The organism is Halovalidus salilacus, assembly GCF_031852275.1.
Taxonomy (GTDB): Archaea; Halobacteriota; Halobacteria; order Halobacteriales; family Natrialbaceae; genus Halovalidus; species Halovalidus salilacus.
Genome location: NZ_CP134700.1, coordinates 3,948,238 through 3,962,352 on the forward strand (window position 1 = coordinate 3,948,238; position 14,115 = coordinate 3,962,352).

9 protein-coding genes and 2 pseudogenes are annotated in these 14,115 nt (G+C 54.1%); 7 read left to right on the forward strand and 4 right to left on the reverse strand.

What is annotated here, in order from left to right:
* The first annotated feature begins 6 nt into the window (after positions 1-6).
* From RJT68_RS19440 to RJT68_RS19460, 5 genes and pseudogenes are all read left to right on the forward strand, one after another.
* Positions 7-549 carry a hypothetical protein gene (locus tag RJT68_RS19440; RefSeq protein ID WP_407038176.1) on the forward strand — a complete coding sequence of 181 codons (543 nt, stop codon included), beginning with the start codon at positions 7-9 and terminating at the stop codon, positions 547-549.
* A complete protein-coding gene (locus RJT68_RS19445) occupies positions 550-1,596 on the forward strand; it encodes a tyrosine-type recombinase/integrase (protein WP_407038177.1) in 1,047 nt (348 codons plus the stop codon).
* A gap of 162 nt (positions 1,597-1,758) precedes the next feature.
* A pseudogene (locus tag RJT68_RS19450) lies at positions 1,759-2,208 on the forward strand (IS6 family transposase); the annotation flags it as partial.
* A 156-nt stretch (positions 2,209-2,364) separates the two neighbouring features.
* Complete coding sequence (locus RJT68_RS19455) at positions 2,365-3,723, forward strand: APC family permease (protein ID WP_407038178.1); 1,359 nt, start codon at positions 2,365-2,367, stop codon at positions 3,721-3,723.
* 138 nt (positions 3,724-3,861) lie between these two features.
* The gene (locus RJT68_RS19460) at positions 3,862-5,907 is read left to right on the forward strand and encodes a primary-amine oxidase (protein ID WP_407038179.1); all 2,046 of its coding nucleotides are present in this window, start codon (positions 3,862-3,864) and stop codon (positions 5,905-5,907) included.
* 584 nt (positions 5,908-6,491) lie between these two features.
* On the opposite strand, the gene RJT68_RS19465 is transcribed toward RJT68_RS19460, so the two are convergent.
* The 4 genes and pseudogenes from RJT68_RS19465 to RJT68_RS19480 form a co-directional block, all read right to left on the reverse strand.
* Positions 6,492-7,106, reverse strand: coding sequence for a DUF5134 domain-containing protein (locus RJT68_RS19465; protein WP_407038180.1), 615 nt, complete (start codon positions 7,104-7,106; stop codon positions 6,492-6,494).
* A gap of 690 nt (positions 7,107-7,796) precedes the next feature.
* The gene (locus tag RJT68_RS19470) at positions 7,797-8,504 is read right to left on the reverse strand and encodes a hypothetical protein (RefSeq protein ID WP_407038181.1); all 708 of its coding nucleotides are present in this window, start codon (positions 8,502-8,504) and stop codon (positions 7,797-7,799) included.
* Positions 8,501-8,860: a zinc ribbon domain-containing protein gene (locus tag RJT68_RS19475; protein ID WP_407038182.1), complete on the reverse strand. Its 360-nt coding sequence runs from the start codon at positions 8,858-8,860 to the stop codon at positions 8,501-8,503. The genes RJT68_RS19470 and RJT68_RS19475 overlap by 4 nt, the downstream gene beginning before the upstream one ends.
* A gap of 201 nt (positions 8,861-9,061) precedes the next feature.
* Positions 9,062-10,304: pseudogene (locus RJT68_RS19480) on the reverse strand (RNA-guided endonuclease InsQ/TnpB family protein).
* A gap of 1,282 nt (positions 10,305-11,586) precedes the next feature.
* Between RJT68_RS19480 and RJT68_RS19485 the strand changes: the two are divergent.
* Together RJT68_RS19485 and RJT68_RS19490 are read left to right on the forward strand one after the other, a co-directional pair.
* On the forward strand, positions 11,587-11,832 hold the full coding sequence (locus RJT68_RS19485; protein WP_407038183.1) for a hypothetical protein: 246 nt from the start codon (positions 11,587-11,589) through the stop codon (positions 11,830-11,832).
* A gap of 677 nt (positions 11,833-12,509) precedes the next feature.
* Positions 12,510-13,955: a DUF7289 family protein gene (locus RJT68_RS19490; protein ID WP_407038184.1), complete on the forward strand. Its 1,446-nt coding sequence runs from the start codon at positions 12,510-12,512 to the stop codon at positions 13,953-13,955.
* The last annotated feature ends 160 nt before the right edge of the window (positions 13,956-14,115 follow it).

The window sequence follows — 14,115 nt, forward strand, 5'->3', positions numbered from 1 at the left end:
GCTAGAATGCCAGATCGCACCGAATTCGTCGGAGTACGGCTCACTGAGACGGAACGGGAGATGTTCGAGGACTACCTCGAGGAGACGGTCGAGTTCCAGTCGTTGAGTCAATTTTTCCGCACGGCCGCGAGACGCCACATCACGACCTCGGATGAACAGGAAGTCTCCATCGATCCAGAGGACATTGCGCGGGCGGTCGAGGATGCCCTCTCAGGCGTTTACGCACGCCTCGAAAAGTTAGACGACCAGCTCGCCGAACTTGATGCGTCGGTCACCTCGTCCGATGAGATTCAATCATTGACCCACGAGATCATGGCCCAGCTGCCGTCGAAAGAGGAGTTAGTGGATGTGACGGAGATGGAACCGATGGCGCCCGATTCGGTAGAGTCCGCACGGCAGTTGTCGACGGTGGATGCGTGGGCGTCGTACTTTGACGTTGATGTGGATAAGGCCCGCCGAGCGTTAGCCCGGGCGCAAGAGTTCCCGGACGTCGAATTCCGAGAGTCGCGGTTTGGAACGCGCCGTTATTACAAGGAGGAGGGGATGTGAATGCCGCCGCGATACAAGCCGGTCGAGGAGTGTCGGCCGGAGATTTGCGATTATCTTGCCGATTTGGACGCGGGCACTGATGATACCGACCCTGAGCGACGGAATTCGGAATCGACGCGTCGGTATAAACAGGATTTGCGGTGGTTTGATGAGTGGTTAGATGCGCAGGGGATCGCCTCCGTGTTTGATCTGGGTCCCGCCGATTCAAACCGTCTTGGACGCACGCTCAGTACCGAGTTCAACGGGAACACCCCACTGTACCGGTGGAATCGAATTCATGCGTTTTACGACTGGTTGCGCGCAATGGATCTGACACGCTCGAACCCGCTTGACCGGTGGCATGACCGCAAGGGTGAGAAGTGGGGCATGTCGCGGACCTCGCAACAGTCGAAGGAACTCGAGGATGGCGAGGAGTACGCGGTAACGAAGAGCGATGTGCGGTTGATGGAAAAACACGTCTCTCGGCATCGTGTTCGCGATCAGTTGGTGATTCGGTTACTGTGGCAAACGGGGATCAGAAGGGGTGAGGCGTCTGAGTTGCTGATTTCGGATGTGGACCGGGAGCGCCGAGAGATTCATATCCGGGAATCGGCTGCGAAGTACGGTCGCAAGCGGGTTGTTGCGTATCAGCCGTCGTTAGATCCGTTGCTCACTGAATGGTTGGAGTATGGGTATCGGGATGAGATGGCGGCGACCGCGGATCATACGTATTTGCTCGTCGGTGAGCGCGGTGGGCAGTTGTCGGGCGACCGAATCAATGAGATTGTGGTTGAGGCGGCTGCGAATGCGGGGCTCAATCGGAAGCTGTATGCGGACGCCAACGCCTCTGTTGGTGAGGATGGTGCGCCGGAGCCGAACCGGTGGAAGATTACGGCGCATAATATCCGGCATGGGTTCGGGTCGTATTTGGTGAATCAGACTGAGGCGGGGTTATGGGAAGTCTCAAAACAAATGGGACACTCGTCGGTGGACGTGACTGAGCAGATCTATGTCGAGGATGATCCTCGGGCTGGGATCGATGATGTTCATACGTTTGGGCCAGAGTGAACTCCCCCACCTTACCGTTCCCCTGACGGCTCGCGCTTGAGGGCGGGACTTCTTGTTTCCACGACGCGCGTTGCTGGGACCGAAGTGATCCCCGGAGGGAGTGCAGTATCCACAGCCTCTGCGATTTTCGCAGCCCACCAGAATCGCTTCGCTATTCTGAGGACGGCGAAGCCGTCACGGGTCGCCATTGATGAGACTGCTGTCAAGAGTAATGGCGACTGATCTTGGTTGGATGATGCAATAGACCTAGACTCGAGGCTCATTCTTGATGTCGCAGAGTTCGGACGACGAGGCACCGATCCAGCCGCTGCGTTTCTGCAGAAATTGACCGAGAAACACGATCTTTCTAGGACGATGTTTTCCGTTAATGGCTATGGCTATTTGGCTTCCCTCTCCCGATTGGGGTTGAACGGTCAACTCGACTACGTTGATCGAATCCTGTTCGAAAAGTAGTTTCACACGTTCAAGATATGTGTTGGCCACTTCCATAGTTCATGGATAGACAGTCGGGTGAGCGTCAACGAATGGATGGAACAGTTCGTACATTACTATAGCCCACATCGACCGTACCAATCACTGAACGGTCAGACGCCAGCAGAGGTATTCAACTAGACAGTGCTGTTGATCGCCAAAATAGACGCCCTAAAACTGCTGAATGAGAGTGGGCGTAGGTATCGCCCCTTCAAATAGGGGGTATTTTTGTCGACACCTGTATGTTTAAAAACCATGTCATTGAATGGCAATGCGTGATACTTCATGTCAAATGGAGTGGCAGAGGATGAGGTGAGGAATAAGATTGGATGGCCGGGGGTCGCGGCGGCGGCTGTTGGCCTCGTCGTCGCATCGACCACGTTCGCAGGGAACTTCAACGGATTTGGAACAGCAGGTCCAGCGTACGTGATTGCAATTCTCGTAGGGTTCGCCCTCAACCTGTTTGTCATGTGGGCGTATGCGGAGCTGACGACGATGTTCCCAAAGGCGGGGCAAATCTACGAATTCACGAAGCGGGCATTCGAGGACGGCAGAGCCAGAAAGTGGGGAGTGTTGCTCGCCGCCGGAGCTGGGACGAGCTACTGGCTGATTTTCGGACTCGTCTTTGCCGCAGAAGGGTCAGCGGGGGCGTCTGCGATGGTTTCGACGACCGGCGTCGGGTCGGTCGTAGGTTGGATCGTCGCTATTAATGTCATCTCGCTCATCCTCAATCTCCTCGGCGTCCGGATCTCAATGCTCGTCGAACTCGTCCTCGTGATCACGATGGTCGGAGTCCGGGTCCTATTCGGGCTCGCCGGCTTCACGGGATTGAATAACGTCGGCGCGTGGCATATCGACCCAATTCTCAACTTCACTCCGTTCGGCTGGGGGGCCGTCTTCGGGACACTCACTCTCGGATTCTGGGCGTTCGTCGGTCTAGAGTTCGCGACGCCGCTTGTGGAGGAGACGAAGAATCCGGAGAAGAATATCCCGAAGGGAATGTTCATCGGTATACTGGTCATCCTGGCAATGGGCCTCATTATGGGCTTCGGTACTATCGGCGTCATTGACCCAGCGACCCACCAGGAACTCTACACGGGTAATGCACCACAGATAGAAATCGGGGGGATGCTTCTCGGGCCGTACGGCGCGATTCTTGCCGGTATCGCCTCGTTCGCGGCGACGCTTGGCTCGGTCAACGTTGCATACGCCTCGATTCCGCGAATCATCCAGGCGATGGCCCGAGAGGGCCTCTGGCCTGACCTTTTCGCCTGGGAACACCCCCAGTACGGCTCACCGTGGCCCGCAACGATTCTAACCTTTTTCCTCTTTTTGGTTCCGACGGTCCTCTCCCATGAGGTCGTCCCTCTCATCGACGCCGCGACGGTGGTATGGCTACTGGCGTACATCTGGATCTTCGGGCTCGCGCTCAAACTGCGGACATCACACATTGGCCTCACACGTCCATTTAGCGTGAACAAGGGAATCTACTTCGCAGGCATCTTCCTCATCCTATTCGTCCTTTGGAGGGCATACCAAGGAGCCTACTGGCTCGTCGGCCTTGGACTGGCCATCGCCGTCGTCGGTTTCATCTACGCCTTCATATGGACGTCGTACACGGGAACGTCCACCGAGAGCGTAGCGTCGGCTGACTGACCCCCTCTTTCTCCTCCGTTTGATACACTCGACCACTCGGTCGGAACCTCTGACCGTCGGGAATCTGTGAGGCCGCACCCTATGCACCATGATGACATCGACCAAAGATATATGATAAATGATATCGATGTAGCATGTATGGCAACTGAAGCCACAGCAAAGGTTGACCATCCGCTCGACCCGCTAATAGAAGAGGAGATAGACGATGCACGCGAGATACTTTTAGACGAACGCGACGTCGACCCAGAGAGTCGATTCGTGAAAATTGTTCTGGACGAGCCGTCGAAGGACGAGCTTCATGCATACGAAGAGGGCGAGGCCGACGTCGACCGGCGAGCGTTCATCATCATTCGCGACAGGACCGAGAAGACGACCTACGAGGCGGTCGTATCGCTGGACGAGGAAACGGTTGTCTCCTGGGAGAATATTAAGGGCGTTCAACCGTCGATCACGCTTGAAGAGTTCGAACAATGTGAGGCAGTCGTCAAAGAGAACGAAAAGTGGCAGGAGGCGGCGGCGAAGCGTGGCGTCGAGAACTTCGACCTCGCTATCGTCGACCCCTGGTCCGTCGGTCATCATCTCGTTCCCGACGACATTGATCGCGACCGCCGCCTCGCCCATGCGATGTCATGGATCCGGACCAGTGAGGAGGACAATGGCTACGCTCGACCACTCGACGGCCTTCACGTATGGGTAGACCTCGATGACATGGAAGTCATCAAGGTACTTGACCGCGGGACCAAAATCGACGACGTTGTCAACGACCTCGAGGACGCGAAGTATCGAGAGGTCGACCGTGACCTCCGTTCTGACCTTAAACCGTATAACGTGGACCAGCCCGACGGCCCGAGTTGGGAGATAGACGGGCGGAAAATCGAGTGGCAGAAGTGGCACATCCGCGTTGGCTGGACGCAACGTGAGGGGCTGGTATTGTACAATGTCGGCTACGAGGACGACGGAGAAGTCAGGAAAATTATCAACCGTGCCTCCTGCGTTGAGATGTCGGTGCCCTACGGTGACCCCGACCCAAATCACAATTGGAAGAACGCATTCGACGTCGGAGAGTACAACATCGGTCGACTCGCAAATCCGCTCATGGAGGGGTGTGACTGTCTTGGCTACATGCACTACTTCGACGCAGTGATGAACGACACCGACGGACAGGTGAACGTCTTACCGAACGCCATCTGCGTCCATGAAGAGGACTTCGGGACACTCTGGAAACACACGAACTGGCGGACGGAGAACACCGAGGTGCGGCGGAACCGTCGCCTCGTCGTCTCTTTCGTCGCGACCGTCGGTAACTACGATTACGAGTTCAACTGGTACTTTTACCAAGACGGCTCGATAGAACCCCAGGTTCGGCTGACGGGCATCAACAGCAACGGCCTTGTCAAGCCAGGCGAGGAGCAGAACCCGGGCTACTACGAGATGATGGCCCCACACATCAAGGGGATGGTCCACCAGCACTTCTTCAACTTCCGTATTGATATGGACGTTGACGGCGAAGAGAATACACTCTACCGCCGCCAGAACCAGCCGATTCCGAAAGGCCCCAACAAGGAGATCCAATGGGACGGAGAGGCCGACCTTGACGAGGTGAATCCGACCGGGGCGGCGTTCTACTGCGACAAGACACAGCTCAAAACCGAACAGGAAGCGCAGGAGCTCATTGACCCCCTGAAGGGTCGGTATTGGCAGGTCGAAAACCCGAACAAGACGAACTACCTCGATCAACCTGTCGGCTACAAGCTCGTCCCCGGCGAGAATGTTAAGGCGTGTGCACAGGAAAGCTCCAGCGTAATGGAGCGGGCCACGTTCATCGATAACCACCTGTGGGCTACTCCCTACAACGAGGACGAACGGTTCCCTGCCGGCAATTATCCTAACCAGCACTCCGGCGGAGCTGGGCTGCCCGAGTGGACCGAACAGGACCGCTCGCTTGATGGCGAAGATATCGTCCTCTGGTATACCCTCGGTGTCAACCATGTCGACCGGCCGGAAGACTGGCCGATTCTTCCAGCCCACCTGGCGAGCTTCAAGCTTGAACCGGTAAACTTCTTCGACGAGAGTCCTGCTATCGACGTGCCGCCGGAACACGCCATCAAGGACATCCATAAGCGTCGTGAGGCCAAGTACGAGGACCCGGACAGCGTCTCCCGGGAGCGAGCCGGAGACGACTGACGATCTCCGCCTCCGCTACCCACGCGACGGGACGTAAAGAATAAAATCAATCGTCCTCATGGGAACGCAGTTAATATCGGTTTCAGACCCTGGATTTTAGTAGTTCAACAGCTCCCCGTGGTACTCCACATTGAAATGGGCAAGATTCTAGCCCTTCATTTCCAATGTTTTACAAGTGCTTAGGAACTTCTACCTACTCGATTTTCATTACACCTCTCGGGAGAGGGAGAGATCGTATCACTCGACATATGTCTGTCTCCAATAAGGGAAGTCTGGGTGTCAAGATGCGTCCACGCGTACCTGAGTGAAACATTAAAATTTTATATTAGCTAGCGTACAAATGGTATATTTATATGAAACCCTCGTGCATTGACTTCCTCGACTAGTGCATCAAACTATTACTTGAGGTTATGGGTGAGTTAGAGCGGTACTGTCTCGTGTCCCTTCAACTGTGAAGCCATGAGGTGAAACAGATTCCACTACCATTGTCCTTGTACCATTTGAGGCTTGAAGCGACACTAGACCCTGCCCAGGATGCTAAACTAATAGTGACCTGAACCGAATCCCCAATAGATTATGGAATTTTACATCGGATGTGAACGCATTACAAAAAGCATATACCCCATCCCGGCTGCCATGAGACTAAGTGTGACACGAGTCTGTACCGAGTAACCACCGAAGAATTTTCCCGGTGAGACAATAGGTGAAAACGGCGGGTATTTACTTTCTCGAGCAATTCTATAAGATAAATTAAATTCACCAATAAGCCATACAACCATCACAATGACAAAATAAGCTATGAATATGTCTGTTAGAACATCAATATTAATTCGATAGAAACTGATCATATAAATCATAGCAGCCATATCTACCAGAGACATTATCCACAAGAAGTTTATTAGGCGATGAGAATACAGATACTTTAATACATTTCCTAAAATAATGGTCGCGATAGAAATATAAATTATTAAGTATGCTGACACAGATGCGAATTTGAAATTATTTGGGAGGAACATGTGGAACATCCCTACACACATCACAAAATGGCTAATATGCCAATACTTGTTTTGCATATTTATCTTTAGAATATGTCGCAAATGGAATAAGGCACTTAAGATGAATACAATGATCCGGAGCCAACGGATTGCTTGCAAAAGCGTGGGTTCGACAAGCGCACACAAATAATAGTGAAAAAACATTATAACTGTTCTGGCACTGTCTAGTAGTGCCGTTCAGATTAGAGATCGAAGGAGTGAGGCGGTGGAATTCGAGGTATCCATGTCAAATTTCACCGCTACAACGGATTTAGCACCAAGATTCAGTCAGTTTTGGGGGAGTATGAAGCGACACCGCGTGAATTGATGTGCCTCAGTATCCACTTCCACCGCTGCCGTCGATCCCGAATCCAACGAATTACTCTATGTGCGGCTGTTTGCGACACGGAATAAAGGTATTCCCTCGATCTACCTCTCCGAACTCACTGAGAAACACGACATCGACGCCGTGTTTCTCGTCGATTCTGGCTCCTGGCTCAAACCTGCACTTCATCGCTCCATCCTGCGATTTCGACACGAGACAAAACGCCGAACCGAACACCGCCGAAACCTGGTTCCAGAGTTATGCGTACGTATCGAATCAGGTAATCTGAACACGGCCACCGTGCCGGGTACGATCCCGAGGACGAAAATGGCCCATCAGAGAATGTCACAGTCAAGACTACCCCTCAGCAACGCCCTGTTTGCGGCTGGTACGCAGTTATACGTCTCTTCGTATCAGACGAAGAAATAGAAATCGAACGGCGGATTTAGAACGATCCGGTTGATTTTGATGTTCGAGGCGTCACGGTCGAAGCGGAGGTGTTCCGTGGAGCCACAACGGAATTAGTCGTCCTAGAAGGTCTCTATCGAATCCTCCTTCTCGATATACGCTTGCAGGTTTTCAACCCCTCTCTCGAGGGAGACCGGCTTGGACACCGGGTCAGTGGAATCGGCATAAACCACTACGCTCCACTCCTCAGTCGGGAGATAGACTAGTGGACATAAGCCATCAACAAGGTACCCCCGATCACCGAACCGTACCCCATCAGTCAGTTTGATAATGGGCATGCCACGACCAGGTTTCGTATAGGCCCGAACCCAGAACAGAGTCCCGTCCGTGTCTCGAAATGACTCTTTGTCGATCTCGATCTTCGACGCTCCCGCCTCGACAAGCTCTTCAGCGAATTCTTTGAACGGAAGCGGCCTCCGGCGGCTTTCAACTGGATTCCATCCCGTCTTGAGCTGGTCGTGGATGTTCTCGATCCCCTCCTCGAGAGTGACCTCTGGCGTGCCGTGCACTCCTTGGCTGTAAATCGGCACTCGGTGGACGAAATGGACATTTGTGCCATAGACGCGCTGACAGGTCACCGGGTACACCGTCCCGTCAAGCAGCACTTCATCCACGTCGACACCAGATGGCTGAAGGAGATTCTCCACCTGGTCGTGGTAGAGAATCACCAGTTCTTCACGCCAAAGGTTCTCTTTCGAAACGGCTATGAACGAACTTCCGTTGGTGATCAACTGTTCGATAACGTCGCGGAATTCTGCTTGTGTAATCATACGCCGATTTCCATCATAAAATGTGTCTTGAGATACTTTTTGTCGATACGGATGGCCAATCCGCCCTCAAGGTTGGAATCGTGGTTCGGAATCGGAAATATTCCTGTTCTTGACGGGTACAACGCCGAATCCACGGACAAGTCCAACTCTTCCGAAGCGAACGCATTCAGTACGCTGAAGTAATCCGCGTTCACCTCGTACCCACAGTCACCGCACCGGAAGGATTTCCCCTCCCGGTTGGCGTCGGACACACAGTCGCAGTCCGTCCGACTACACGCCCTACTCGTATTTCGAGGATCGACCCACCGGCACTCGATCCCGTACTCCTCGAGGTTGTACTCGGTGTACTCCTGCACCCTGCGGAAGAATCACTGCTGGAACTTCGGCAGGTTCGAGATGCGTCGCCGAATGTGGATCAACCGCTCGAAGGTGACGTGCGTCGCGTCCACCTTGACGGCATCGGCGACGATCTCGTTCGACTACTGTGAAGGGGTGGGTCGATGACGGCCATCGAAACGCAGTCGAACGCCCCTTCCAAGAGGTGAATCGCCTCGGGGTCAAGCCCCGAGGCTTCCCGTGTCCACGACATGACTTGCAGACACAGACTCGAAGTGAGTCGTGTCCGTAGCGGTCACAGTCTCCACGGGCGTGTCTTCGGGCCATCCCAGCCCTAGCTTAGAAAAGCCTCTCTGCAAGACGTTCATCGCCGCGTTCGCATCCCTGTCCGTCTCGAACCCACAACTCGGACAGGAGTGTTCTCTGACCCAGATGGGTTTCGCTGTTTCCACACCGCACGATGCACACTCTTTGGTTGTGCCTCGTACTTCGACCTGCTTGACGTGACAGCCGTACAGGTCGGCTTTGTATTCGAGGAGCGTGATGAACTGTCGCCACGCCGCATCCTGCTTGTTGCGGGCGTTGTGCGACTGTTCGAGCATCCCCCCTCACGTTCAAGTCCTCAACGAATACAGCGTCGTACTCGCGGACGAGCCACGTCGTAATCTTGTGCTGGTAGTCCAGCACCTTCCGCTTGATGTGACGCTTCACCTTCGCCACTTCCCGGCGTTGTTTCTCGTAGTTGTTCGACCCCTCTTCCTTCCGCGACAACTTGCGTTGTTCACGGCGCAGACGCTCGTACTCGTCTTCGAGGTCGAGCCAATCCACAGTCTTCCCATCGCTCGTGTGGATGTAGTTCTGGATGCCGAGGTCAATCCCAACGCTGTTACTTGCGTCAAGCGAGTTCACGTCGCGTTTCTCGGGCAGGTCTACGTCGTCGGTTTCGAGGCCGAACGAGACGTACCACTCCCCGGTCGTCTCCTTCTTGAACGTGACTTCTTTGATGGTGGCTTGCTCAGGAATCGAGCGGTGGTATCGGATTTTGACCCAGCCAATTTTGCTGAAGCGCACGTAGGCGTATCCGTCGCGGCCCTTCTTGTTATCGAGGTCGAAGCCTGACTGATTGTACGTGACGCTTCGGTAGTCGGTGGGTGATTGTCGTTTGAGCCGACCGACGTTGTACCCCTTCTCTTTCTTCTTGCGAAGATTCGAGAGGTTCCAATGGAAGCGTGCGACGGTAGCTTGCGCGGCTTTCGAGTGCAGTTCACCGAACACAGGCCATTTGTGCTTCCACTCGGGGAGTTTGTTGTTCTGATCGCACTCGGACGGTTTGTCGTCCTCCGGGGCTTGTTCGTAGTCCCAGCGGACGTGGTTGTACAGCTGGCGATGAACGTCGAGATGGTGTTCGAGTCGCTCCGCTACCTCTTGTGTTGGGTAAGCGTGGTAGCGGTGACTGTGTTCCATCGCTGTCTCTTGATTAGAGATGTATTCGCTTACTGGTTTGTATCCCTGCGTGTCGGCTTCATCCCCGAGGTCAAGCCTCGGGGTATTCGCCTTGTCCGCTGATAAAACGCCGAACCAACCAGTTCGGAAACTGCTTCAGAAACGCCGAAGCCGAAACTGCCGAAACCTGGCTTCAAACCTGTGCATACTGCTGGAATTGTCTTATCTAACCAATACCAATCCTGATCGTGACAAGAGTTAAATTCACCTTTCTCCATGTCGGCCTGTATGGTTGAACTAACCACCGCTGGACTCAGATTCGAGTCACCGGGCGACAGACAGATTCGTGAGCAGGACACGTCACCACGGACCGTTGGCGAGACAGTTGGAACGGTCTGGGGGGAAGAAGATGGCTAACTGTTTCCGCTGTGGCCAAGAGATGCTCGACGCCACAGGCTGTACTGGCGACCGCACTATTCGGTTCGTTGACGGCGAAGAAGTAGACCCGATCCCGTATGGCGAGGCCGACCGTGACCTGACGTATCAGGAGATGGTCGAGAATTATGAACGAGAGATCGCAAACGGTGGACGCGGGAAGTTGGGGGCAGAAGAGATCCGCAGGCGGTTAGACGAATTCACCGAGCGCTGGGATCCTGACTCGTTCAGCAGTCGGCCGTGCCATGACTGCGGGGTAGAACCGGGTGAATACCATCACCCCGGCTGCGATTGGGAGGAATGTCCCCGCTGCCGGCGACAATATCTCTCCTGTGCCTGTATTACCGACGAAAAAGACGAAATTTGGTCAGTCTGATAGCAACGGGGGAGGGGTCCTCCAGCGAGAGGATGTCGTACGGCTTTCTTTCCGCCAGCTCCTGCCTATCTTGCTGACCACTTGGTCGCGGGCCGATGACTCCGCGATTCACCGCTAGTTTCGGAATTGGTAGGGTATTGCGGTCGTTCTCCGATCGTTTTTCACCTGAACAGCCGGTAATACCGATTGTCTCGAGCCCCACGCACGCACGAACGGTCTTCCTGCGATCCCTAGTGGACTACCCTAATGAGATTGGAAATCGTTCTCCAAAGTGCTTGTTGATTCTCTGAATGTTATCTTCTTTTCCTACGAGTGGCGATTCGGAGATTGATCTCGATAACGTGCACCTTATTCATCGGCGCCAGAATGAATGTCCGATAGTTATATCCGTGGTTGGTAACTTGAATTCAGCAGATTTTACTGTATTGTGGCTATATTTGCGATCGATGAGACGAAACGATTTTATTTGTGGGGAAAAATGGACGTTTGAATATGGTCGAAGGAGAGGCATACGAGATGTCCATCGAGGAACTCAAAAAGAAAGTAGCCTACCTATACGGCAACATCATCTTTCACGAGGAAATGATGCGTATGGAAGACCGCCCTGCGCCGACCCCGGAGTACGCGCGTCTGAGGGAGCAGCTCAGGGAGTACTCAATGGTCTTGGCCGAGAGGATGGGTCCTCAGGCGTACCAGGAGTTCACAGAAACAATCGAAGAGGAGAAGAGAAAATCGTAGTGGTGACACACTCCTGGTTTTTTCGCGCCAGATAGGACAGTCCATAGAATTTTGCGCCAGATGCTCATCAGCATGGTTGACATCCTCCCCGCCCTGAAGGGCGGGGTTTTTGCGCCTGCTCATCCCATAACTCTCGGCTCTTATACTCCTAATATACCAAACCGGTCTATGGTTAACATTAAAGTAGTGGTGGAGTGTTGTATCAGTAACTACTCGGGGGGATCCATGGATAAGCCAGCACAGACGAGAACGACGTACTGCTCGAACTGTGGCGCCGAGCGGGAAGTTCGAATTACCGTTCCCTGGCAGGATGACATCTGTCTGGGGTGTGGCGGATCGGTCGAAGGGGGCTAGCCGGTCCTTCTGTGGCCATCGCCTCGGCAAACGTGCGTCCGCCGCGCGTCTCGGGGTGAGGACGTCAGCGTCCTCTTTGAGGAGCACGCCGACCAGTGGTCTCTGGTCGTTGCACGGTTGGCCACCAGCCGGTGGCGATGGGTGCGTGGTACGCTGCCACCGTGTGTACCGGAGACGCCAGATGGTCGTGTTTACCAGCGCACTCTGTGCTGGTTCATTTCATGTCCTATTATGCTATTCAAATAATATCGGCCGTTGGGATATCTCTATCGGGTGTGAGCCCATGAGAATATCTTATATGATTACAGCATAGTCGCGTATCTATGGATACGAGAGGGGTGAGTTCAGTCATCGGATTCATTCTACTGGTTGGGATGGTCAGTGTCGTCACACTCAGCATTCTGTATATTGGGGGTGTTCAGCTGGATACTGTCGCACACCACGCAGAACAGGAGCAAGTGGAACACTCCTTTATCGAGGTTCGACACCAGATCGAGTCAGTCAGCAATACGTCCGGGACGACGCGAACGGCAACACTCGAGGTCGGCGAACAGGGGGCGGTCGCGTACGACGATGCGGCCACGTATGAAATCTGGACTGAGAAGTATGATGGGAGCAATCGAACGGATGTTGCAAACGGCACCATTGGCACAATCGAGTACGAAAGTCCTGATGGGACAACAGTCGCCTACGAAGGGAGCGGTGTCTTTCGGAAAACGAGTGACCAGGTCCACCTGCTTTCCGCGCCATCCGTCACGTATAATCAAGATTCCGTCACATTAAACTTCTTTGTCCCACAGCTAACGGAGAATAAAGCCCTTCGGGCAGGTGACCTGGCCATTGAGCAGCGCAACTCCACGTCAAAGGGCCTGAATTATATCGAGGATGATCACGTATTCGTTGCGATTGAGAGCAACTACTGTGACGGCTGGGAGGAGTACTTTGAAACCCAAGCCGGGGATACGACGGTCCAAGAAGACTGTTACGGCGGTGAAAATGCTGATGGTGAAGTGGAAGTGAAACTGGGGTATGAAGATGTCAACGATGCATTTGAATCCGGGCTCTCCGTACCTAATCCCGAAACTAATTATGAGGAGCCCAAGGGGAATAACGGGGAGATTGAGCTGGATGACGGAGAATTCCCCCCGCTGAATTCGGTCATCGACTCTCTCGGTGCAGACCTGGCGGACGCTCCAGAACTGCGCTCATCGGAACCGAATCCCGCGGGTAACTATTCTGTGGAAACGATGAACGACGCCTATACGTTCAATCTCTCGGAGGGGGATGCGCTCGTCTACGTTAATGGGAGTGTTTCCCCGGACGAGATCGAGATTGAGAACTGTGATGAGACTCCCCACTCGCTCACGATCTATGCGCAAGGAGATTTCGACCTCCGAACTGATATCGGGGACTCATGTTCGAAAGACGCCATCGAGACCATCCAGTTCTATGGCACCAACACCTCTGCCGTCAGTTTTCAGGATTCGAGTAGTGAGTTCAGGGGCCTCCTTTACGTGGCGGGTGAAAACGAGGACTTCGATGTCGATGCTGGAGGCGACCACCAAGTGCAGGTCGATGGTGCTGGCGAGTTTGATATGGCTGGTGCGATCATCGCTCAATCAGTCGCGTTCGGGAGTGCCGCAAACGATGTCGACCTCAAGGGGGCGGAAGCGGTCGATGCTGACGTGATTCCGGACGGCCATGAGCCAGCGCCCCAGATCCTGTATTTGAATGTGCTCGAGAAACGGATCGAGATCGAGAATCAGTGAGAGCCTCTCTGCGCTCCCGCCCGGCGATTCCCCGTCGCACGCTGAGGCGAGATCGTCGGCAGGCGGCTCGGAGCACCGAAACTGCACCCGAATCCGAACGGAACCTCCACCCTCACCCCCGTGGATGAGTCGGTCGATGGTCTGGCCTGTGCGGTGCAAG

Bases quoted from the DNA above. Each gene is read 5' to 3' on its own strand.
- RJT68_RS19440 (WP_407038176.1), top strand. From the start codon at position 7: ATGCCAGATCGCACCGAATTCGTCGGAGTACGGCTCACTGAGACGGAA.
- RJT68_RS19445 (WP_407038177.1), top strand. From the start codon at position 550: ATGCCGCCGCGATACAAGCCGGTCGAGGAGTGTCGGCCGGAGATTTGC.
- RJT68_RS19460 (WP_407038179.1), top strand. From the start codon at position 3,862: ATGGCAACTGAAGCCACAGCAAAGGTTGACCATCCGCTCGACCCGCTA.
- RJT68_RS19465 (WP_407038180.1), bottom strand. From the start codon at position 7,106: ATGTTTTTTCACTATTATTTGTGTGCGCTTGTCGAACCCACGCTTTTG.
- RJT68_RS19470 (WP_407038181.1), bottom strand. From the start codon at position 8,504: ATGATTACACAAGCAGAATTCCGCGACGTTATCGAACAGTTGATCACC.
- RJT68_RS19485 (WP_407038183.1), top strand. From the start codon at position 11,587: ATGGTCGAAGGAGAGGCATACGAGATGTCCATCGAGGAACTCAAAAAG.
- RJT68_RS19490 (WP_407038184.1), top strand. From the start codon at position 12,510: ATGGATACGAGAGGGGTGAGTTCAGTCATCGGATTCATTCTACTGGTT.